This window comes from Holdemania filiformis DSM 12042, assembly GCF_000157995.1.
GTDB classification, from domain to species: domain Bacteria; phylum Bacillota_I; class Bacilli_A; order Erysipelotrichales; family Erysipelotrichaceae; genus Holdemania; species Holdemania filiformis.
Window position 1 is genome coordinate 49,019 of the sequence record NZ_GG657558.1, and the last position, 21,910, is coordinate 70,928.

A 21,910-nucleotide genomic window follows, 5' to 3' on the forward strand; every position below is an offset into this window, starting at 1 on the left:
CTCCTTCACTGCCGCTGTTATCGTGGTGGTTCCTAAGCCGATCGCTTTCAGCTTCCCGGCTTCATCGATTACGGCGACCTTCGGATTACTGCTTGTCAGCGTTACCCTGTCGTTTACTTCTTCCTGTCCGATCGATCCCACAACCCGGATCTGACGTTCTTCCCCTATTTCCAGTCCTGCACTCTGATAATCTTCGACACGAATACTTAATTTCGAATTGACATCAATACTATAAACGGTAACTGACAGTGTAGAAGAAATACCGTTCATCATCGCTGTTAATTTCGTAATTCCCGGTTTCTTCCCAGTGATTTCCAAATTTTCTTCATCCAAATCCAAAATAGAAGGATCCGCAATATTCCAGATAATTTGATCTTCAACATTACGATCAAGATGGAGCTTCGTTGGTTCATTTACTAACAATTTATTATTATCCAACGATATCTTTAATATGCTTTTTAGAACTTTGATAGTATAAGTTTGTGATTCATCTGGATATTTAGCGATAATTTTAACAGTACCTGCCGCTTTAAAGGTCAATAATCCATTAGTGTCAATAGAGGCAATAGACGAATTACTGCTGCTCCATTTTATTATTTCGTTATCGCTAAACGTTTCCAGTTGAATTTTCTGGCCTGTATAGTAAAGATTTTCTCCCTCCTGTGTGAAAATTCCAGTTTTTTCAATTTGTACCTCACCTTTCCAGAGAGCATAGCCAAAAGAAGATATCGTAAACTGATAGGTGCCTTTCTTCAAATTTTGCTTAACTATTTGCGAATAGGGAACAAGAATAAAATCCTCCGCAGTAGTATAAGTTAAATGATATTCTTTTCCTGATTCAGAATATAGACTAAACCCTGTGATCTGCTGCCTGTAATCAGAATTCTCTGTGGTTAAAACCAAATCTCCGTTTTCTCTCTGTTTTAACGATAAGTTCTGCGGAAGTTCTTCAGCCCCGAAATTTAATAGGATATCCCCATGAAAGCTCTGGTAATGCAAGGAATCGAAAGTAATTTGATAATTTCCTTTTAATATTCCCAACTCAAGCAGCCGATTAAAGTTCATGACCAGCTGATGTTTATCATTCATCTGGAATTCTTCTGTCAGAGCATACTCTTCAATTCCATTCGTAAGCAGGATATTGTTTGATCCATGTCCCAATAGATTTTCTTTCCAGAAAGCATCCTTCGTCGTAATTAGAAGATCGCCATTTTTAGCTTGTTCCACTGTCAAATCTTCCGGCAGTTCAATTTCACCGAGTACTCTTATCGTTTTCTCTATTTTTACATCATCAATTTCTGCAGATAGAACGGTATATCCAGGTTTTAGAGTCTGAATTATCCCATGATCGGAAGTTCCGCTAATCGTAAGCACAGCTTCGTTAGAAGACGCCCAGTGAATTTCCCGGTTTCCCCAATCCTGCGGCTGGATATTTACGTATATATCCTCAGATATCCCTGCTTCATATTCATTTTTAATATTATTAAACGTCAGAGAGGTCACTGCTGAAACGACATGAACTTCAATTATTTTTTCAAGTCTCAGATTTTCAGCGGGAATAATATGAACCCTGGTCGTTCCGGAACGATTTCCAGTGATTTTGCCAAAATCGTCGATACCGGCTATCCCCTCGTCTTCAGAATAATAACTTAACCGTTGATCAGAAGCGTCTGCGGGTTGAATTGCGACTGTTAAAGGATGTTCTTTCCCTGTGATCAAACTTATATTGTCACTTTCAATGGCAGTTATCGGTTTATAGTAATGTGATTCCTTCATCAGCCGCACTGCCTGATTAAATTCTTCCGCCTCCTGAACTTCATCATCCCAATAACGAATCTGTCCGTCTGGATCAGCTATAATCAGCAGCGGATATTGAATATCTCCTGTGTTCAGAATCCGCATATACTGCCGCATCAGACTCCCAGAATCAGAAAAAGCTGCAAAATCAGACAACCCTTCTTGCTCTAAAAAACGATTTACTTCCCCGTCTGAAGTTTGGTTTACTTCAAATAAAAACACTTGCACATAAGGATAAGCTTGGACCGCACTGGCTTTTAATTCCTCTAAAGTGATCTGACAGTTGCCGCAGTCTTTGCTGAAAAATAAATAAACTCTCGACTTGCCTGCCAACTGATCATAGTTAAAAATTTCTCCCGCTGTTGTCGTTAAACTTCCAAAATTCAGATCCTGTATATAGGTGGGCTGTTCCTCAATTTCCTGTCCATAAGACAAGGAAGCCATTGGAAACTGGACATAGAACGCTTCGGTTTTATATTTTTCTTTTCGATAATGATCCGCAAACGCATTATCTGATTTTAAATAATATTGATAGTTTCCCTCCATTCCCGCATCCCAGGTCGCATCTAAGTTATACCAGAGGCCGCCGATGCTCACGATGTTCCAGGCATGATTTCCACCGGTAATAATCCTTGTTTTTAAGCCGGCTGCGGAAAGCATCCGATACATTAGGAGAGCATACCCCTGACAAACAGCGGTATGATTAATCAGCGCGTTATAGGCGTCATATTTAGAATACGTATAATCGTAGCTGACATGAGAGGTCACATAATCATAAATAACTTTAATTTTTTCCTGAGGATCGGATATTTTATCAACCTGATAGGTTGCAAACAATAGCTGGCTGATGGTGACTCCCGTTTGTTTTTCCTCCAGCAGCGTCGTCATATATTCAACGGTATATGTTAAAGTGTATTGATTATTTTGGATATATCCGCCGCCGCTCCAGCCGCGGTAGTTCAGTTGCAGGTAATCGCCCGCCTCAGGATTGATATTATTGTCATAAGCCATCGCCTGTTCTATCAAATCCATAATGACGTTGTCGCGATCAGGGTAAGCACTGACAGGAAAGGTAACTGTGATCGTGGCCTCGCGCGAAATCAAGGCTTCTTTGACAGCGTCAGCGGCACTCTTGAAATCTGGAGCATTGTTTTCACTGGAAAAAAGCGCAATTTCACTTCTTTGATGTAACGTATTAAAATCGACTTCAAGATCCGGGTATTCCGGATTTGTAAAATCAACGCTTGACAAAGTTTCCAACTCAGAAGATAATTCCGGTTCCGACGTATTTAATGGTTCATCAGTATTCGGCGGCGTTACCACAATCTCCGGTGACTTCGTGGGTTTATCAACGGGAATCTCCGGCTCTTGATCGGGTTCAGGTTCCAAGGTCGGTACTAAAGTTGGATTCAAATCATTAGAATCCGGCGTTATTTCCGGTGCTGATGATTCTTGTACTTCTGCAATCGTTCCTTCTCCTGCAGACTCCCCCTGATCTTCCGCTTTTACAAGCGTCAGATTATCGCTGATTAAACAAATGGACAACAAAAAGACGAGTAAATTTTTCATAAACCTTTTCCCTCACAGTATATCAATACTATTAGTTTATCACGTTTATTTTAAGAAATAGTATGAAACTTAGCATAGATTTTATAATTCTAATTTTCTTATCCTCAATCATAGCGAAATCTCCATAAAAGAAAGCTTTTTATGAATAATTTCAAATCATTTTCTTTTCTGGTAAATTTTACCTTTTTTTTAATTTGAAGCTCAATCTGTTCACTTCAACTTCTTACAATTTTCAGTCGTTCAGAATTTTCCACCCCTTTCTTTTTTTATTTGTTGTATCATAGTACTATTCATCGAAGGAGGGATTCAATGAAAAAAATTCTGATTTCCATGCTGGCCTTGCTATGCTTAACGACAGCCTGCTCCAAGGCTGAAAATAAACCGACGCCCGAACCGAGTTCCAATCCGGTCATCAGCGTCGTGGATTTACCCGTCACGCAAGCCCCTATCGCCCAGCCGGAATTTGAAACAACCTGGGCCTTAACGTCCACCGACGGCTACGGCATTCTCGAAAGCACCTTTTCCAACATTAAAATTATTATGAACTCCCCCGGCACCGAGATTTTCGGCGTACAGACCTATCACGAAGGCCTGCCGCTGATTCACGGCGTCACCTACCACCTCAGTTTTGATCTCAGCGCTACGATCGAGCGCCCCGTCGAGGTGTTCATCATGAACGTCGACGACAGCGCAATTGAATTCACGCAGATGCTGACGGCTACCGAAAACGGCACGCATTATGAATTCGACATCAAAATCCAGGGCAACACCTCCTGGAACGGCCGTCTCGCCTTCAATACAGGCGCGCCAACGCCCGAAACCGCCTACGACTACCATGAAGTCACCATCTCTAATTTAATCCTTCAGGAAGCCTCTGACGGCCCGACAGAGCCGAATATCAAAATCAACCAGACCGGCTACCTGCCCAACGCTCAGAAAAAAGTGGTTTTCCCGTTCGATCAGGGCGACTACTTCCAGGTGATCGACGCCAACACCAACACCGTCGTCTACACCGCCCCGATTCTGCGGAAGCTGTACAACGAAAGCACGAAGGAAACAACCTTCTACGGCGATTTCAGTGACTTCACAACCCCTGGCCGTTACCGCCTTCAATCCCAGCTCAACGGAACCTCCTACGAATTTGAAATTCAGGAAGACCTGTACCACAACCTGCTGGATCAGACCGTCAAAATGCTCTCATTGCAGCGCTGTGGTCAGACGTTAACCGCCGACTGGGCCGGGGCCTTCGCCCATGAACAGTGCCACACCCAGATCGCTACGATCTACGGCACTGATCAACAGCTGGATGTCAGCGGCGGCTGGCATGACGCCGGCGATTACGGCCGCTATGTGCCGACGGGGACAAAAGCGGTCATCGATCTGATGCTCGCCTATCAAATGAACCCGCATCTGTTCACCGACGCGATCGGCATTCCGGAAAGCGGCAACGGCGTCGCGGATATTCTTGATGAAGCCCGCGTCGAGTTAGAATGGCTGTTAAAGATGCAGAACGGCTGGGGCGGCGTTTATGACAAAGTCGTCACCGCACAATTCCCGGATTTCATCATGCCGGATCAAGACCAGGCTCCGCTCTATATCATGCAGGAAATGACAACCTCAACCGGCGATTTTGTCGGCGCAATGGCTTTGGCCTATTCGATTTATCAAGATATCGATCCTGAGTTCGCCCAGCGCTGCCTGGACGCCGCGAAGCTGTCCTGGGACTATCTGCAGTCAGCCACCCTCTCTGTCTACACCAATCCGGAAGGCTTTTCCGCCGGCCAATACAGCGACGACAACGATACCGATGAGCGCTATCTCGCCTCGGCCGCTCTCTACGCCGCGACCGGCGAACAAAAATACCTCGATTCCGTAAAAACGATATTCCAGGCCAGCACCGATCAGCTGACCGGTGTACAGTGGAAAACGATGGGATCTTACGGCACCTACCTGATGTTAAAACTTTCCGACGTTCAAAACGTCGATTCCGCATTTTATCAACAACTGCTGTCCAAACTGATCAACGATGCCGAACAGGTTCTCAACGCCACGTCCAACGACGGCTATTTTGTTTCCCTGTATTCCGCATACGCCTGGGGCAGCAATGCCGATATCGCCAACAACGGTTTAATTCTGGCCTTAGCCAACGATATCCACGCTAATGTCAACTATGTCAACAGCGCAGCGGATCATCTTCATTATCTGTTGGGCCGCAACAGCCTGAATCTCTCCTTTGTAACCAATTCCGGAATCCATTCTCCTCAGCACCTCCATCACCGTCCTGCCTCAGCGGCAAACGCTCTGCTGCCCGGCGCGCTGGTAGGCGGTCCGGATTCCGCGCTCGAGGATCCGGTGACCCAATCGATGTTCAACGGCGATACCGCTCCCGCGAAGTGTTATGTCGACGATGCGGAAAGCTATTCAACCAACGAAGTGGCGATCTATTGGAATTCCCCGCTGGTGGCTCTGATCAGCGCCGTGGAAAACGCCAACTAACCAGCCTTTCCAAAAAAAACAGACTTTCTTACCTCTCGTTCACTGTCCAGCTTAGCTGAACACGAACGAAGGCGAACTTATCCAATCCCGGACGATAACAAAAAAAAGATCAGAATATCCAGCCATCCCTGGACTCTGATCTTTTTTATTAGGCTCATCACTGAGCCACGTTCTTACCTTTACATCCTGTGTGAATCAATCCCGATGATCCGCCTGCGGTAAGGTTTCCACCTGATTAATCTGAAAATACGGCGAATCCGATTTCGTGATCGCGACGATGCCGTCCACGGCTTCATACAGCACCATCATTTCGCTCAGCATCTTCTGCTGATTGCGATTCAAGCCCTGTTCCGGAGCCTCAATGATTAACTTCGCTCCGGTTTCGAACATCGTCATATAATATACCAAAGCAACCAGCCAGGCCGTACCCTCCAGTGAAGTTTCTTTCAATAAAATCTCGCTTTCTTCGCTGACGAGCCAGTCTTCGCCTTGATTCCACACCAGATGACCACCCAGAATCGCGGTTGCCCTGGCCAAAGAAGCCCGGTACAAATAAGGATTCAGCGTCCCGCACTGCGCCATCCGCTTTTCTGCGAATCCGGCAAATCCTCTTTTTAATAAGGGCCGAAGCTTCTCCCGGACACCGTTTAACGCACTGTCCTCACCGAAGCGATCAGCCTGGATAACATAGGTCTCACGTCTTTCACCTTGCATCTCTTCATTGTTAAATTCAATCACACAACTTCCCTCTCTTTCACCAAAAACGTGAACTTCTTCATATTACCGCACTCTTGAATCAAAGACAAGAGGGGATTTCAGCGTTTGAAAAAAATATATCGAAAAATCAAGGAAATGATTAACTTAGCCTTCATCAGGGATTTCCCGTCCGCCAATTCTGCTTCTTGTTGCAGAATAAAGACCCGGTTTTCACCGGGCCTTGTCTGAGAATTCAATTGCGGATTAACCGCGCAGCACCGCCTGACAGTCCTTTTCCAGACGAGCCAGAACCGTCTGATGCACGTCCTGAATTTCCTGATCGGTCAGCGTGTGATCTTCCGATTGATAGTTGATCGACAGGGCTACCGATTTCTTGCCGCTTTCGACATGTTCACCCTGATAGACGTCGAAAACCTCGACCTGCTTGACCATGCGCTTGCCTGCCGCCTTGATCGCCTTCATCAGCTGCTCCGCCTTCACTTCTTCGTTTACAACTAAAGCGATATCGCGGTGAACGGCCGGGAACCGGTTGATCGCGGTGAATTTGACCTTGCTGGCCTTGCTGGCCAACAACAGCTCCAGATTGAATTCCCCATAGACCACTTTGCCGATCCCCAGCTCCTTCGCCAAGACTGGATGGATTTCGCCCAGGACGCCCAGCAGCTGATTCCCCAGCATCACGCAGGCACTGCGGTAAGGATGGAAATGTTCCACATCCTGATCATTTTCCTTAAAGCTTAGCCGTTCCGCCGCAAAGCCCAGTTTGCGCAGCGTTTCTGTCAAGACGCCCTTGGCCGCGAAGAAATCGCTGCGGATATCAATCCGGTTCAGCTTGGAACTCTGCAATGAATCCGACATCACGATCGCCAAGCGTTCCTGCTGAGTATTGACGGCATAGACGTTGGAGATTTCAAACAGATTCACGTTTTCATTCTTATGATTCTGATTGTAAGCCAGGCATTCCAGCAGACTCATGATCAGCGAGGTGCGGACATACTTGCGTTCCTCGCTCATCGGCGCGGCCAACGCGACTGCCTCGCCCAGCGGCATCAGCGCGTTGTCGACTGCTTTCTGCGACACCAGCGTATAGGTGATGACTTCGGAAAGGCCTAATCCGTTCAGCGAGCTGCGCAGATTGCGGCGCATCGTCTGCCGGTCCGTCAGCTGCCCCGCCGTCGCTTCCATCGTCGGCAGCGTGGTTTTCAGATCTTCATAGCCTAACAGGCGGATAATTTCTTCATCAATGTCTTCGCGGATGTTTAAATCCGTGCGGTAAGACGGGATCGTACAGGTAAAACAGTCGCCGTCCTGGACCGGATTGAGATCCAAATCCTTCAAAACGCCCAGCACCTGATCCATCGTGAATTCTGTACCCAACAATGTATTGCAGTGAGTCAGCGTTTCACTTACGGTTTTCACCGGATCCTCAATCGTTCCCACAAGAACGTTTTCTTCAAAACCGTCGGCTTCCGCCAGTTCTTTTAACAGCTGAACAGAACGATCAACCGCTTTGATCGGCGCCATCGGCTCCACGCCTTTGGTGAAGTGCATCGCGGCTTCCGTGCTCAAGCCCAGCCGGCGCGAAGTGTTGCGGATCGATACGGCGTTGAAACCAGCGGCTTCTATGAAAATACTGGTCGTCGATTCGTCGATCTTGCTTTCCTCGCCGCCCATGATCCCGGCGATTCCCGTCGGTTCGCCGCCGGTCGTGATCAACAGATCGCCCTTTTTAATTTCATAGTCCTGTCCATCCAGCGCCTGCATCGTCATTTCAACGTCGTCCACAACGGTGATTTCGTGATGCGGCAGCTTGCTTAAATCATAGTAGTGCAGCGGCTGCCCGGTTTCGACCATGACGAAGTTGGAGATATCGACCACGTTGTTGATCGATTTGATGCCATAGGCATGCAGATAGTTGGACAGCCATTTCGGCGAAGGGCCCACCTTCACGTGATTGACAACCTTGCCCAGGAATGTCGGACATTTTTCCGTCTTGCTGGCAACTTTGAAGGTATTCGGCGTACCGATCTGACTGGCGGACTTGCAGTCTGGCCAGGTCACCTTGCGGTGCAGCACCGCGCCGACTTCCTTCGCCAGATTCCACATCGCGTTGCAGTCTGCCCGGTTTGGCGTCAAACCGATATCCAGAATCGTATCGTCCAATCCCAGGTATTCCAGAACCCGGGTTTCACCCACCGGCGCTTCGTCATCAAAAACGTAAATGCCGTTCAGCTGTTCTTCCGTCTGGGCTTTTTTATCCACGCCCAGTTCTGACAGGCTGCAGATCATGCCGTTGGATTCCACCCCGCGCACCTTGGCAGGTTTAATTTCAAAGCCGCCGGCCAGCACAGCCCCGACCTTGGATACGATGACTTTCTGTCCCGCCCGGACATTCGGCGCACCGCAGACGATATTCAGCACTTCATCGCCGACATTGACCGTCGTGACGTGCAGATGATCGCTGTCGGGGTGGTTCTCGCAGGTCAGAACCTGACCGATGACCAGATTCGTGCCTTCGGCCATTTTTTCGATGCCTTCGACTTCCAGTCCGGCAATCGTTAATTTCTCAGCTAAGACTTCCGGGGTGACGCCGTCCAGATTGACGTACTCCTTCAGCCAGTTCATACTCATTCTCATCTTCTTTTTTCCTCCTTCAGCGATTAGTCAAAACGATCAAACATTTTGAGGAACCGGGTATCGTTAATATAGAAATTACGAATATCGTCAACGCCGTATTTCAGCATTGCGACACGCTCGATGCCGACGCCGAAGGCGAAGCCGGAGCATTTCGTCGAGTCAAATCCCGCCATCTCCAGCACGTTCGGATGCACCATCCCGGCGCCGAGTACTTCGATCCAGCCGGTGCCTTTGCAGACCGGGCAGCCCTTGCCGCCGCAGATGTGACAGCTGACGTCAACCTCGACGCTTGGTTCGGTGAACTGGAAATACGAAGGACGGAAACGGATCTGACGGCCCTCGCCGAACATCCGGTCGGCCATGAACTGCAGTGTGCCCTTCAAGTCGGTCAGCGTGATATTCTCGCCGACGACCAGGCCTTCCGCCTGCATGAACTGATGGGAATGGGTCGCGTCGTCATTATCGCGGCGGTAGACTTTACCCGGGCAGATGACCTTGATCGGCAGCTGGCCCTGGGCCTTTTCCAGCTCGCGCATCTGAATCGCCGTGGTATGCGTGCGCAACAGCTCCTTCGGATTGATGTAGAACGTATCCTGCATATCGCGGGCCGGGTGATCGGCCGGAATGTTGGCGCGTTCAAAGTTGTAGAAGTCGAGTTCGACTTCCGGACCTTCGGCAACGGTGTAGCCCATGCCGATGAACAGATCTTCGATTTCCTGGCTGATCAGTGTCAGCGGATGCAGCGTCCCGGTGCGAAACGGCACGCCCGGCAGCGTGATGTCGATTTTTTCTTCTTCGAGCTTGCGGTTCATCGCCGCTTTTTCAAGCACTGCCATTTTTACCTCAATCGCGGCGGCGACGGCTTTCTTGCATTCGTTGACTTCCTGACCGAAAGCCGGTTTTTCTTCCGAGGAAAGATCCTTCATCATCGTCATCAGCGACTGAATTGGCCCTTTCTTCCCCAGCGTCGTCACCCGGATCTGCTGCAGCTGCTGCAAATCTTCGCAGGCTTTGATTTCTTCCAGCGCCTGAGCCTGGACTTGCTGAACTTTTTCCATAATCGGTTCTCCTTTGTTCCTTTACAAAAATAAAAAACGTCGTTCCTGATTCAGGAACGACGGCTCGCGGTACCATCCTGATTTATCCTCGCCCTGCCTGCCGACACCAACACGTCCGCCGGCGCAAAGATACACCTTAATTTTCCCTGTAACGTGAGGAAGACGGGGATCATTACTCCCGCTATAAAGGTGAATTCGCAGAAACCTGCCGGGCAGAACGGCTCTCAGCGGGTCACCGTTCCTCTCTTTTCCCAGGTTCTTCTGTTACTAATCCTTTAGTTAAACCGCTTTCTAGTAGTTATTATAGCCATCTGAAATTTTTTTTGCAAGCTTTGATTCAAATTGAATGATTTTTTCATGGAAAAGGAATGAAAATCTACCGAGGGACACCCTCGCAGAAGATGACCTGTTCTTTTCCCAGACAATTTTAAACTAAAACCCGCACGCGCAGGATCTCAGGCTGCTGACGCAGCGTGGCGGCGATTTTCTCAACCGCCGGAGTATCCACATCCACTAACGTATAGGCAAACTCACCTTGCGAGCGGTTGAGCAGATTTTCAATATTGATCCCCTGCTTCGAGATCATGCCGGAGATGTGTGCCAGCATGTTCGGCACATTCCGGTGGAAGCAGCAGAGCCGCGCCTGACCGCTGCGCTCCATGACGACGTCGGGCAGATTCACAGCGTTCCGGATGTTTCCGTTCTCCAGATAATCGATCAATTCCTGTGCCGCCATCACCGCGCAGTTTTCCTCCGCTTCCTCCGTCGAAGCGCCTAAATGCGGAATTAAAGTTACACCCCTCTTTCCAGCCAAAGCCGGACTTGGGAAATCCGTAACGTAACCGCGGATCTGTCTGGCTGCCAGCGCCGCCAGCACGGCGTCTTCCTGAACCAGACCGCCGCGCGCAAAGTTGAGCAGCACTGCTCCGGTCTTCATCAATTTTAACTGGCTGGCAGCGATTAAATTCTTTGTCTGCGGCGTCAGCGGCACATGAATCGTCACATAGTCCGCCGTCTTCAGCACCGCTTCCAGACTTTCCGCATGCCGCACCTGACGGGAAAGCTTCCAGGCCGCGTCAACGGAAATATAAGGATCGTAGCCGACGACCTGCATATCCAGCTCCACCGCCAGATTGGCGACCAGGATCCCGATCGCGCCCAAGCCGATCACGCCCAGCGTTTTCCCCTTCAGCTCCGTTCCAACAAACCGGCTTTTCTCTTGCTCAACCCGCTGCGCTAAATCCGCCGTATTGCCTAACGATTCGATCCAGGCAATCGCCGGAATGACCGGCCGGCTTGACATCAACAACCCCGCCATGACCAGCTCTTTAACGGCATTGGCATTCGCGCCCGGCGTATTGAACACGACAATTCCCGCCTCGCTGCACCGCGCAGTCGGAATGTTGTTCGTTCCCGCTCCGGCCCGTGCGATCGCTTTTAAATCGGCTCCGAATTCCATTTCTTTTAAATCCGCGCTGCGCACTAAAATCGCGTCTTCCGCACCGGCTTGTTCTGTAAACTGATAGGAGGCTTGCGGAAACTGCGCCAATCCCGCCTCCGCAATTTTATTCAGACAACGTATGTTTAACATATCCGGTTCTCCTCCTCAAAGCGCCGCATCAGATCGACCAGCTTTTGAACCCCTTCCAACGGCATCGCGTTGTAGATTGAAGCGCGCATGCCGCCGACCGAGCGATGGCCTTTTAAATTGACCAGCCCTTCCGCCTCCGCCGCGGCGATGAACTTCGCGTCCAACGCAGCGTCGCCGGTGACAAACGGCACGTTCATGATCGAACGATCTTCCGGACGGACCGGATTGGTAAACAGCCGGGATTGATCGATCTGGTCATAAAGCAGCGCCGCTTTCTGTTGATTGACCGTCTTCAGCGCCGCTAAATCATGATAGCGGTTTTCGATCCATTCCAGCACCAGTCCCAGCAGATAAATCGCAAAGGTCGGCGGTGTATTGAACATCGACTTGTTTTTCGCCTGCACGGCATAGCTCAGCATCGACGGAATCTCCGGACGCTCCTGAATCAGATCTTCCCGCACGATCACAACCGTCAGACCTGCGATCCCCATATTTTTCTGCGCCCCCGCGAAAATCAGGCCATAGCGGGAAATCTCCATCGGTTCGCTTAAAATGCAGCTGGAACAATCCGCGACCAGCGGCACGCTCCCGCATTCCGGCAGTTCCTTATATTTTGTCCCGTAGATCGTGTTGTTCTCACAAATATGCACATAGTCCAGATCCTGCGGAATCGTCACACCCTTCGGAATTGACGTGAAGTGTTCCGCTTCGCTGCTGGCTAAGATCTCACAGCCGCCGATCTTGCGGCACTCCGCAATCGCTTTTTTCGTCCAGGCTCCGGTATGAATCACGCCCGCTTTCCCGCCTGGTTTCAACAAATTCATCGGCACCATCGTAAACTGCAGCGACGCCCCGCCCTGCAGAAACAGCACTTGATAAGACTCCGGAATTTGCAGCAGTGAACTCAGCCGCCGCTCCGTCGTTTCAATAATTTCAAGGAAGGAGGAGGATCGATGACTCATCTCCATGACGGATTGCCCGGAAATTCCGTACTCCATCAGTTCGGCAGCACATTTCTGTAAAACCTCGGTTGGCAGCTGGCTGGGGCCAGCGCTGAAATTGAAAACTCGTGTCATCGTCGTCATCCTCTTTTCTAATATCCCCATTCTAGCACTACTGGTGTATGCTCACAATCAAATTTTCAATACAATTACATTTATTTTACATATTTTCATGTAATAAAATGTAAATGCGCAATTATTCGTTAGAATATGAAAAACTGAGTCCAGAAACAAGGAAAAGACAGCGCCTTGATCCTTTAATGGATCTGCCCTGTCTTCATTGAAAATCAAATTTTAAATAGTCCTCCAGTAGTTTTTCCTGGTAGCCGCACCGCTGATCCTGCAGCATCCGGTGTTGGATCGCTGCCAGTTCCTCGCAGCCGCAGCTTTCCAAAATCCGGCGCCGGCGAGCGTTGAACGATTTATTACTCAGCGCCTTGATGTAATCCTGAACCTCATAATGCCATAGTTTCAGACCCGGGCAACGCCGCAGCATCCGCTGCGCCATCTGCAATCCTTCCGGATCGAAATCACCGCAGTACCACATCTGCGTGTTCGTTTTATCCACTCGCCTTAACAGCTGCCAGACGCATTGATTCGGTTGCCCTTCACTGCACATCAGACTGATGTCAGAACGTTTCTGATGCCTGAGTTCAGCGCTCAGCCGTTCAAAAATTGAAGGGTTTTCAATGATCACAAACTGGGCTGCACTTTCGATCCGCTCTACGTTCAAGACATTGCTCAGCGTCACGCTGAACGGTTCAGCTTTTTCGGCAAACCCCTGCCATCCCGGATGCACTTCGCCGCGATTTCCAATTCCGTTCAGATTATAGACTAAGCAGCGGTTGGAGACCTGATCCCGCAGCAGACCCGCTTGTTCTAAAAGCTCGCTTTCCTCCCAGACTTTTTCCTCATCCGTCGAGTCCTCCGTCAGCTCCCAGCGCAGCGACTGGATTAACAGCCGCCGGACAGGACCGGTATCCAGCGCATGCGGATCATGCAGCACGCGCGCGGCATAAACCGCAATCAGCGAAACTTCCTGAGTGCGCATCGGCAGCTGATTCATCGCCTCCGCCCACTGCCGCAATACCGCTTCCGATTCAGCGCAGCAGCGGGTGTAAAGACTCCCGCGAGCCTGCCGGATTTCTTCCAGCCACCGGCCTGCCGGCGTTCCGGCCAGCTGCCGTGTCATTTCATCGAAACGCGCTTGTTCCTGCACTCTGCGTTTCTGTTTCTGAATATTTTGTCCCTCCAGCGGTTCATCAAAGACAAGACTCAGCACTTCCTGCAGATCACAGCCGTCAAACCGGGTCCGGCTTAACGCCTTTTTCCATTGACCATAAGTGAGCGTGATCGTGGACTGTCCCCAAAAAGAACCGCCCAAAAGCTCCGCCAAGGCTTCCTGCAAAGATGGATCACATTCGTGCAGAACCAGCTTGCCGCGCCAGGTTCCGCTGTGGTTCCACCGTGTTTTCAACGCTTCCAGCAAAGGCATGAAGGCCGGCTTGCTTTTCAGATATGCGGCAAATTCCTGTTCCGCCTTCATTCCGGAATCCAACTTTTCACACTGCCGTTCCACTGGTAGTCCATGACCGTGACATAATGCACACCGTCCGGGCGATAGAGCTCCGCAATCCGCAAATGTTTCACCGATGGATAATCACCCCACAACACCTGAGAATTCATGATGTAATCGAAGCGGAAGTTTTCAATTAACTTAAATAACCCGTCGATGTTATTTTCATCCACACCGGCAAACGCTTCATCCAAAGCGATAATCTGCGGCGCGTCCGGGCGGGCCATTGAATACTTCGCGGAAACCGCGGAAAACAGCGGAACATACATCGCGATCGCCTTTTCTCCGCCGCTGAAGGAGTAGAAAGCCGAATTTGTCAGTTCCTTTTTCTTCTCATCGCCTCTTTGATACAAAATAGTGAATTCAAACCAACGCCGGTAATCCATCACTTCCTGCATGATCTGATGGAAGCTTTGTTGATTTTCTTCTTTTTCCGCTTCTTTGCGGGCCGCGGCCAGCCGGTTGCGGAAATGTCCGGCCAGTCTCTGCTGATCCTGCGGCTTCATGATCTGCGCGTCGGTTTCCAGTAAGGTAATCAGCTCGCGGCTGTCCAGTTCCTGATCATTTTCAGCTTTCCGGCCTTTCCACTGCAGCGACAGCCGCAGCGCTGAGCTGGTATTCATCGCGCTCATCGCCGTATTCATCCGCTGAACCCATTCGCGGCTGGTCCGGATATGCCGCCGGATCGTCTTGGTAATGGAATTGATCATGATATCCTCAAACAGTGTCCGCTCTTGTTCCTGAATCAGCTGCTGGAGCTCAGCAATCGCGCCGCCGATATAATCGACCAGCTCCTGAAAACCGGCCCGCCGGCCCTGAATTCGTGCTAACAACTCTAACCGGCCAGGGATATCAGCCAGTTCCTCCTGCAGAACCGACCGATAGCTTGGCGAATAATCCTGCAGCACTATCCGATGATTCTGAAACTGCGCCTGCAGATCCATCTGTAAGTCGCTCGTCCGCCGGCCGAAGCCTTCACTTTTCTCCAGCTGGCGCAAAATTCCTTTCCAGTCCGTTTGCGGATCAACTTCCTGATTCAGATAGCCGTTGGTCAATTCCCGCACGACAACCTGATCGTATTGCTGACAGAGTATTTTTTGCCGTTCAATTTCCGCTTCCCGGCTTTCCAGATTCTCGCTTGACTGTTTTAATTCATTCTGCAAAGAACCGAGCGTCCGGTTCAGCAGTACGATTTCTTCGGGCAGCCGTTCTAACTGCCACTGGATCTGCGTCAGACGCTCGCGCAGCTGATCGGCATGGCTTTCCCGCAGCTGTTCCTCGATTAACGCAAGCTGCTGCCGGCGGGCGCTGATCTGGGATTGCAGCTGGCTTGCATCGGCCTGCATATCATCAAGATCCCACTGCAGCTCCTCAAGCTGAGCGCGGCTGCTCTCGCATTGCTCTTTCGCGGTTTGCAGCTGCAGGGTAATCCGCCGCAAGTCTTTCATTTTATCCCGGTATTCCTCATACCCTTCCTTCCGGCTCAGAAATACCTGTTCATCGGCCGCGATCGCCAATTGTTCGGCAGTCTGCCGGATCCGCTGATCAATCTCCGACATCCGTGAACGGATCTGATCCCATCGCTGCTGAGTCTGATCCAGCTGCTTCTGTTTTTCCGCAACCGCCTGTTCGGAAGCCTGAACCTGCCGCAGCGCTTCGCTCAGATCATCTTCCTTTGGAATCTGTTTGAGTTCACTTTCCAGCTGCTGCATAGCCTGGGTTATTTTATTCAGTTCCGCCTGATCCTGAGATAATTGTTCTTCAATCTTATTCAGTGCCTGCTGACAGCGTTCGATTTGCTGCTGGCGGTAGCGTTCCCGAGCCGCCTGGCCGATCATGACCTGCGGCTGTTCCATACTGTTAAGTCCCTGCAGAGAACCCCAGCGATAGCCGTTCTCCTTGAGCTGCAGCGATGCCAGCGAGCATTGAAAATGCTGTTCAAGCTGTTGAATCCCGTTTTCCTCCAACAAGGAAGCGTCCAATTCCAAGGCTGGAAGCTGGACAGGCGGCAGGGTTGTTAACAATACCTTTTCAGCCTGCCCGCGCGGCGTCTTGGGCAACGCATCCCAATCGGACTTCGCTACCAGTATGCTGTCCAGAATGCCCGCCCGGCGCAAGCTTTCCTCAATCATTTGACGCTGTTCTTCCGAACATTCCGAACTGAATTCCAGTTTTTCATAAAGCGGGCAGAAAGGAACTCCCTGTTCCTTCAGCCAGCGGTGATGGTTTTCCGTCGCTTCATCCCACAACGGCGCTGGTTCGCTCACGGTTTGCCATTGATGCAGTTCCTGCGCAATCTGACGCTGCTGCTCCAGATGTTCGCTTTGACTAGCTTTCTGCTGCGTCAGCCGGCTCTGCAGTGACGACCAATGGCCGTGATAAAGATCGGTGATTAACTGCGTAATTTTATAGAACTGGCTCTGTTCCGCATAATCCAAAAGCAGCTCCACCACCGCCGCAAACTGGCCGGCATTTAATTTCAGCCATGTATTTTCTTCGCTGAAGCGGAAGAAACGGCTTTTCATTTCTTCTACAATGCCGCGATACTGCTCTGCAATTTCATCCGCCTGTTTCTGTAATCCGGCTTTTTCATCTTTCAGCCGCAGCCATTCATTTTGCTGCTGCTGGGCCATCGCGGCGGCCTGCCGCCGTTGATCCCACGTGACCAGTCCCTGCTTCAAAAGCACCAGCCGCTGCTCGATCAACTTTTCGGCGTCTTTGAAATCCAGTTGCGCCGCCGGTTCATCCTTCAGCTGCTGCACAAGCAAAAGATGATCTTCAAACTGAAGGTTATCCTGAAGCACGTCCATTTCCGCCAGACAGCGCTGCTGATCACGCAAACTGCCGTCATAGCGGTCGCTGAAACGCTGCTGGTCCGACCGGACATCCTGCAGTCGATCCTGTTTTCGCGAGAAAGCTTCCTGCTTATGCCGCAAATCTTTTTCCAGCTGTTTGAGCTGTTCTTTATAACTCTGCTGCTGATCGATCAGCCGGATCAGCTGCGAATCCTGAATTTGATTTTTTTCTTCCGTCAGATTCCGCTGGAGAGATTGTTTTTCCTGAATCTGCCGCAGGGATTGTTGAATTTCTGTCTGAACCCGCTGCCGCTGCGCTTCCTCCGCCTGCTGCTGCTTCGTCATCCCCTGCAGCTGTTGCTGCTGGTTTAAGGCCTTTTGCAATTTATCCGCCAAAACCGCGCGGTTATATTGCTGATAGATTTGGTTAACCTGCGTGGCCGACCGCTGAGCCTGGATCAGATGATCCAATTCATCCTTCTGCCGGTCCATACTGGCGATCGCTTCGCTCATCGGCCGCAATTCCTCTTCGCTTAAGGGCTGCAGCGAATTCTGCAGAAGTTCGTTCAAAGACGTCGGTTTCAAAGAATTGCTCAACTTCGGCGAACGCAGCTGCACCAGCAGTTTGATCAATTCATCGTACTGTTCGAGATTTTCAAAACCATACAGCGCCTGATTCACCCGCTGCATATAATCCGTCCGCGAAGTCATCACATTCTGAACGCCAACGACGTTTTTCAGCTCCTGCTGCGTCAGTGCCAGATGATTGCGGACAAGACTTAAATCCTGATTAATCCGCCGGTTGTCTTCCAGCACAAAATACCAGGCATCGGTTTTCTTATTCAGCCGGGCATGCAGACCCATGCCGATCGTCTTGTACACTTCCTCGTTTTCCCGCTTGAATTCCATCCACAAATAACCGATTCGGTCGGTCCGCTCGCTGTCTTCTTCCAACAGATAATTTTCAATCTTCCGCGAACGCGTACCAAACGCGTCCAGCCGTTCGCTGTTCTTATTTCCGTCCAGCAAGAGCGGAATGAAGCTCTGCATCGTGACAGATTTTCCGCTGCCGTTACTGCCGCGCAAAAGCAAATGGCCGTGATCCAATTCAAACTCCTGGTTTTCATAATACCAGAAATCGATCAATCCAATCCGTGCGGGGTGCCATCGTTCATTCAGCATGAGAATCCTCCTTGACTACAGCGTAATCGCCGGCTAGTTTGCCAAAAATCGGCATGAAATAAACTTGTTCGTCTTCAATCCGGACCCAGCCCAGATTCTCCAAGGTTTCCAGCGTCTGTTGGATCGCCGCGGGAATTTCTCCCTGAATATACTTCGGCAAATAATCCAGGCGCTGCTGAATTATTCTTTTTAACAACCGGACAACAGAATCCACCGGCAGGACCAGGACTTCCATCGCCTGCAGCGAATATTGCGCCTGATGGATTTTCACCCGCTGCTGCAGCTGCTGAGCTAAAATCAAAATCAAATCATGCGCCGCGTTATTTCCGGGAACGACTGCGCCGGCCGCGCAGGCTTCATCGAGAACAAGATAGGCGCTGGAGCGCTGCAAATGCAGATCGCAGGCAAACAAACTTTGAAAATCACGCTGAACCTGTCCCCGCTGATTTCTCAGATAATTAAAGTCCTCGTCTTGTTCCGGCTGCCGGTAGAGGCCCGGGCTTAATAACAACCGGCGGTAAACCCGCTGCCGCCGGACAATCCCGCGGTCCTGATCCATATCGATCCAATCGCTTTCAATAAAATCCTCAGGACAAGTATAGTCCATCAGATCCCGTGCGAAATTCCGCAGGAAAAAACGGGAATTCCCGGTGTTTTCAAACAGAACTTCCTGATTTCCGCTGCGCAGAAACTGTTCGTCGCTGCCGTCAAGCAGCTTCATCAGCCCTTGTTCCTGACAATAGCGCAACACGCGCACCAACTGACGGCGGCGGGCATACTGCGTCCAATCCAGTTTTTCTTCCACGCCCTGTCCCTGAAGATATTCCGTCAGCATGGAAAAATCAAATTGTTCTTCTTTCTCCCGGGTTTCCAGATACATCAATACCTGGCAGAGCATCGCGTAATCGCCCGGTTCTTCAAAACTCTGGATGCCCATCCACGGTTCAGGCTGACCGGGGATTTTATCCAGTTTGACTAACGCCGGCGTAATCAGCACGCTGTACCCAAACTTTTCCAACAGAATCCGGCGGTAACGTCCGATTTCATCCTTGATCTGATAATAAAGCTCCGGTTGGGAAGACCGCAGCACCCAGCGCTGACTGAGCAGCGTTTCCACAGCGTTCATCAATAATCGCCCTCCATTTCCAGGATAAAATGCGGCATAACAAAGCATCCGTCCTCACAGCGAAGGACGCAGGACTGACTGGCATTTTCCAGATTGACGTGAAAATAAACGCCTTCCTCCGTCCGGCCGCGATGGGAACTGCTGTTGAGTCCCCGGCTCAGCCAGCTTAACAAGATCTTGCGCACCGCCGCGGAAATCACCGGCAGCGCCGCAAAATCAATACTTCTTTCCTGAATCAGAACCCGCAGACTTTCACGCCGCTGCCGCTGTTGTTCTTCCACGGCCATCCGCTGCAGCTGCCGTTCCAGCTGATAGTCCGGATGCGGGAGCCGGCTGGATTTCGGGCGTGCTTTACGGCTTCGGCTGTCCAAATCAAAATAACACGGGACTTCGTCATAGACTCCGCTGTCAATCGAATCTGTCGCCCGGTCCGGCAAGCCTTTCAAGTGCAGCATTTTTTCCGGGCCGAAGACCATCGCGCTTAAATTATGCGCTTCGTTCAACGTTGTGCATTGCAGAAATACCTGCGCTAAATGCCGGTAATCCTCCACGCGGCTGGCGCCTTGGGTATAGCGTTCGCTGATCTGCTGGGCGTACCGTGTCATCCGACGGATAATTTCGTTAGTCGAGTCATATAACCGGGTAATCTCGCTGTCGCCATTTTCCCCTACAAACCACAGCTTCAAGCTGCGCCACCGGCCCCGGCAGTTTTCAAGAATCTGGTCATCCGTCGTTTTTTTCTCAATCCGCGGAATGGACTGCTCATACCGGACCACTTTCGCAAAAAGGCTTTCCATCGTGGTTTCAGGCAGATTCTGCATCGTTTCCTCCAACCCCAAGGCATGTTCCTGCAGCGTTTTGACAAAGGTGCGCAGATACATCAGCAGCTGGTCTTTAAACATAAGAAATTGCTCCGTCTTCATCATTTCTTCCGCATGGGCGCTGTTGAGCGTCCGGATATAATCCTGATAATTGCGGTTGAGGCGGATAAAATCTTGATTCAAAGCGGTCCAGGATTCCGCGGCTTCCTCATCACTTTTTTCAATCAGCGAAGGCAGCGCGAGGATCTGCCGGTGAATCCGTTCAATCAAGCTGGGCTGCAAAGAAGCACCTTCGACTTCCAGACTTTCCAAACGCAAAGTCAACCGTTCGATTTCCACGGTATATTCGCTTAACTGATAACGGAATTTCTTATTCTTGAACTCCTGATAGGTCGTCGCTTTTGCGCTGTCCTGCGTCGCCGTCAGATTTCCCCATTCGAGCAATGCCTGCAGATCCAGCTGACATTGATTTAATGTATAATCCGGAAACAAGCCGGTTTTCAGCATCATGTCAAAGACATCTTCTTTATTCAGCCAATAATGGATTTTTTCATATTCCTCATAAAAATAGCGCATAATCACCCGATATCGATCCGCATTGATCGCCGTCAGATAACTAGTCTCCATTATTTTTTTAGTCAGTGCTTCCGAGATCTGCATGCAATCCCTCATTTCTGCCTTCAAACCAAGGTTTAATTCTTCTATATTTTACCTATTCTTAGCGCATAATAAAAGTAAAAGATCAACGAGAAAATAAAACAGAAGCTTTTCTAAGATTTCTTATCGATCTTTTACATTATTCTCTACAAGCTCATTGCAAGCCGCATTCAACAAGAATTCTTTCAATCTGTTCCCAAATTGAAAGCGAAGGATTTTCTCTGTAATAAGCATAACCTTTGTATTGTTGCAATTTATAACCCGCTGTTCGATTATTTTCCATTATTTTTTTTGATCTTTGAATCGCGCTTCGAACATCATTCAAGTCCAACGCCGCTAAGATCCGTTTAAATTGTTTTTCTTGCTTCACTTGTTCAAGATTTTCAAAATTCTCATGAAAGGCACGATTCAATAAAGTGAGATACTGATTTCTATGGTTAAGCGGTTGACTACAGTCACGGCGATGCAAAATCAGCCACAACTCAAAAGTGAAATTACTATAACCTAGATTATACTTGACATTCTTACCTGAATTCTGAGCTTTTTTCATATTGTCGATAACACTTTTGAATTGCTTCACATGCTGCTCTTCATTACTTTCATAGTCAAAAATATGTGTAATTTCAGTTTTACTGATCATCGTTAATCGCTTAACACGATCAAAAGGATTTTTTTGTACTTTAACGTCCAATTTTACTGTCATTTTCGCGTTTTCTTCCGCATTGATCCGTTGCTGAAGCCATTCCAAATACCACAATTCAGTTTTACCCTCTACAGAAAAATAATAAGTTCTATTTTCTTTTCGCATGAATTTACATCTCATTTCTATGTTTAATTATTTTCTCAAAAATGGGGGTAAAATCAATATCCTTAATTGCGCCATACCG

Annotated in this window: 12 protein-coding genes; 1 reads left to right on the forward strand and 11 read right to left on the reverse strand. The window is 49.5% G+C overall.

The window, feature by feature from the left end:
* Positions 1–3,366 (reverse strand): Ig-like domain-containing protein (locus HOLDEFILI_RS19780; protein ID WP_006059757.1); only part of this gene is annotated, 3,366 nt, incomplete at its 3' end.
* A 309-nt stretch (positions 3,367–3,675) separates the two neighbouring features.
* On the opposite strand from HOLDEFILI_RS19780, the gene HOLDEFILI_RS11005 reads away from it, so the two are divergent.
* On the forward strand, positions 3,676–5,862 hold the full coding sequence (locus HOLDEFILI_RS11005) for a glycoside hydrolase family 9 protein (protein ID WP_006059758.1): 2,187 nt from the start codon (positions 3,676–3,678) through the stop codon (positions 5,860–5,862).
* 195 nt (positions 5,863–6,057) lie between these two features.
* On the opposite strand, the gene HOLDEFILI_RS11010 is transcribed toward HOLDEFILI_RS11005, so the two are convergent.
* The 10 genes from HOLDEFILI_RS11010 to HOLDEFILI_RS11055 all read right to left on the reverse strand — a co-directional run bounded on the left by HOLDEFILI_RS11010 (position 6,058) and on the right by HOLDEFILI_RS11055 (position 21,831).
* Complete coding sequence (locus tag HOLDEFILI_RS11010; RefSeq protein WP_006059759.1) at positions 6,058–6,600, reverse strand: hypothetical protein; 543 nt, start codon at positions 6,598–6,600, stop codon at positions 6,058–6,060.
* Between the two features lie 222 nt (positions 6,601–6,822).
* The gene (pheT, locus tag HOLDEFILI_RS11015) at positions 6,823–9,216 is read right to left on the reverse strand and encodes a phenylalanine--tRNA ligase subunit beta (protein ID WP_006059761.1); all 2,394 of its coding nucleotides are present in this window, start codon (positions 9,214–9,216) and stop codon (positions 6,823–6,825) included.
* A 23-nt stretch (positions 9,217–9,239) separates the two neighbouring features.
* Positions 9,240–10,274 carry a phenylalanine--tRNA ligase subunit alpha gene (gene pheS / locus HOLDEFILI_RS11020; protein ID WP_006059762.1) on the reverse strand — a complete coding sequence of 345 codons (1,035 nt, stop codon included), beginning with the start codon at positions 10,272–10,274 and terminating at the stop codon, positions 9,240–9,242.
* A 427-nt stretch (positions 10,275–10,701) separates the two neighbouring features.
* Positions 10,702–11,865, reverse strand: a complete 1,164-nt coding sequence (locus HOLDEFILI_RS11025) for a phosphoglycerate dehydrogenase (protein WP_006059763.1) — start codon at positions 11,863–11,865, stop codon at positions 10,702–10,704.
* Positions 11,859–12,941, reverse strand: coding sequence for a 3-phosphoserine/phosphohydroxythreonine transaminase (gene serC / locus HOLDEFILI_RS11030; protein WP_039864816.1), 1,083 nt, complete (start codon positions 12,939–12,941; stop codon positions 11,859–11,861). The genes HOLDEFILI_RS11025 and serC overlap by 7 nt, the downstream gene beginning before the upstream one ends.
* A gap of 202 nt (positions 12,942–13,143) precedes the next feature.
* Positions 13,144–14,412, reverse strand: coding sequence for a TIGR02679 domain-containing protein (locus HOLDEFILI_RS11035; RefSeq protein WP_006059766.1), 1,269 nt, complete (start codon positions 14,410–14,412; stop codon positions 13,144–13,146).
* Complete coding sequence (locus HOLDEFILI_RS11040) at positions 14,409–18,419, reverse strand: TIGR02680 family protein (protein WP_006059767.1); 4,011 nt, start codon at positions 18,417–18,419, stop codon at positions 14,409–14,411. The genes HOLDEFILI_RS11035 and HOLDEFILI_RS11040 overlap by 4 nt, the downstream gene beginning before the upstream one ends.
* Positions 18,409–19,545, reverse strand: a complete 1,137-nt coding sequence (locus HOLDEFILI_RS11045; RefSeq protein ID WP_006059768.1) for a TIGR02678 family protein — start codon at positions 19,543–19,545, stop codon at positions 18,409–18,411. The genes HOLDEFILI_RS11040 and HOLDEFILI_RS11045 overlap by 11 nt, the downstream gene beginning before the upstream one ends.
* Positions 19,545–21,026: a TIGR02677 family protein gene (locus tag HOLDEFILI_RS11050; RefSeq protein ID WP_006059769.1), complete on the reverse strand. Its 1,482-nt coding sequence runs from the start codon at positions 21,024–21,026 to the stop codon at positions 19,545–19,547. Before HOLDEFILI_RS11050 ends, HOLDEFILI_RS11045 begins: the two co-directional genes overlap by 1 nt.
* Positions 21,027–21,177: 151 nt before the next feature.
* Positions 21,178–21,831: an RloB family protein gene (locus HOLDEFILI_RS11055; RefSeq protein WP_006059770.1), complete on the reverse strand. Its 654-nt coding sequence runs from the start codon at positions 21,829–21,831 to the stop codon at positions 21,178–21,180.
* Positions 21,832–21,910 lie beyond the last annotated feature (79 nt).

Bases quoted from the DNA above. Each gene is read 5' to 3' on its own strand.
- HOLDEFILI_RS11005 (WP_006059758.1), top strand. From the start codon at position 3,676: ATGAAAAAAATTCTGATTTCCATGCTGGCCTTGCTATGCTTAACGACA.
- pheT (WP_006059761.1), bottom strand. From the start codon at position 9,216: ATGAGAATGAGTATGAACTGGCTGAAGGAGTACGTCAATCTGGACGGC.
- pheS (WP_006059762.1), bottom strand. From the start codon at position 10,274: ATGGAAAAAGTTCAGCAAGTCCAGGCTCAGGCGCTGGAAGAAATCAAA.
- HOLDEFILI_RS11025 (WP_006059763.1), bottom strand. From the start codon at position 11,865: ATGTTAAACATACGTTGTCTGAATAAAATTGCGGAGGCGGGATTGGCG.
- serC (WP_039864816.1), bottom strand. From the start codon at position 12,941: ATGACACGAGTTTTCAATTTCAGCGCTGGCCCCAGCCAGCTGCCAACC.
- HOLDEFILI_RS11035 (WP_006059766.1), bottom strand. From the start codon at position 14,412: ATGAAGGCGGAACAGGAATTTGCCGCATATCTGAAAAGCAAGCCGGCC.
- HOLDEFILI_RS11040 (WP_006059767.1), bottom strand. From the start codon at position 18,419: ATGCTGAATGAACGATGGCACCCCGCACGGATTGGATTGATCGATTTC.
- HOLDEFILI_RS11045 (WP_006059768.1), bottom strand. From the start codon at position 19,545: ATGAACGCTGTGGAAACGCTGCTCAGTCAGCGCTGGGTGCTGCGGTCT.
- HOLDEFILI_RS11050 (WP_006059769.1), bottom strand. From the start codon at position 21,026: ATGCAGATCTCGGAAGCACTGACTAAAAAAATAATGGAGACTAGTTAT.
- HOLDEFILI_RS11055 (WP_006059770.1), bottom strand. From the start codon at position 21,831: ATGCGAAAAGAAAATAGAACTTATTATTTTTCTGTAGAGGGTAAAACT.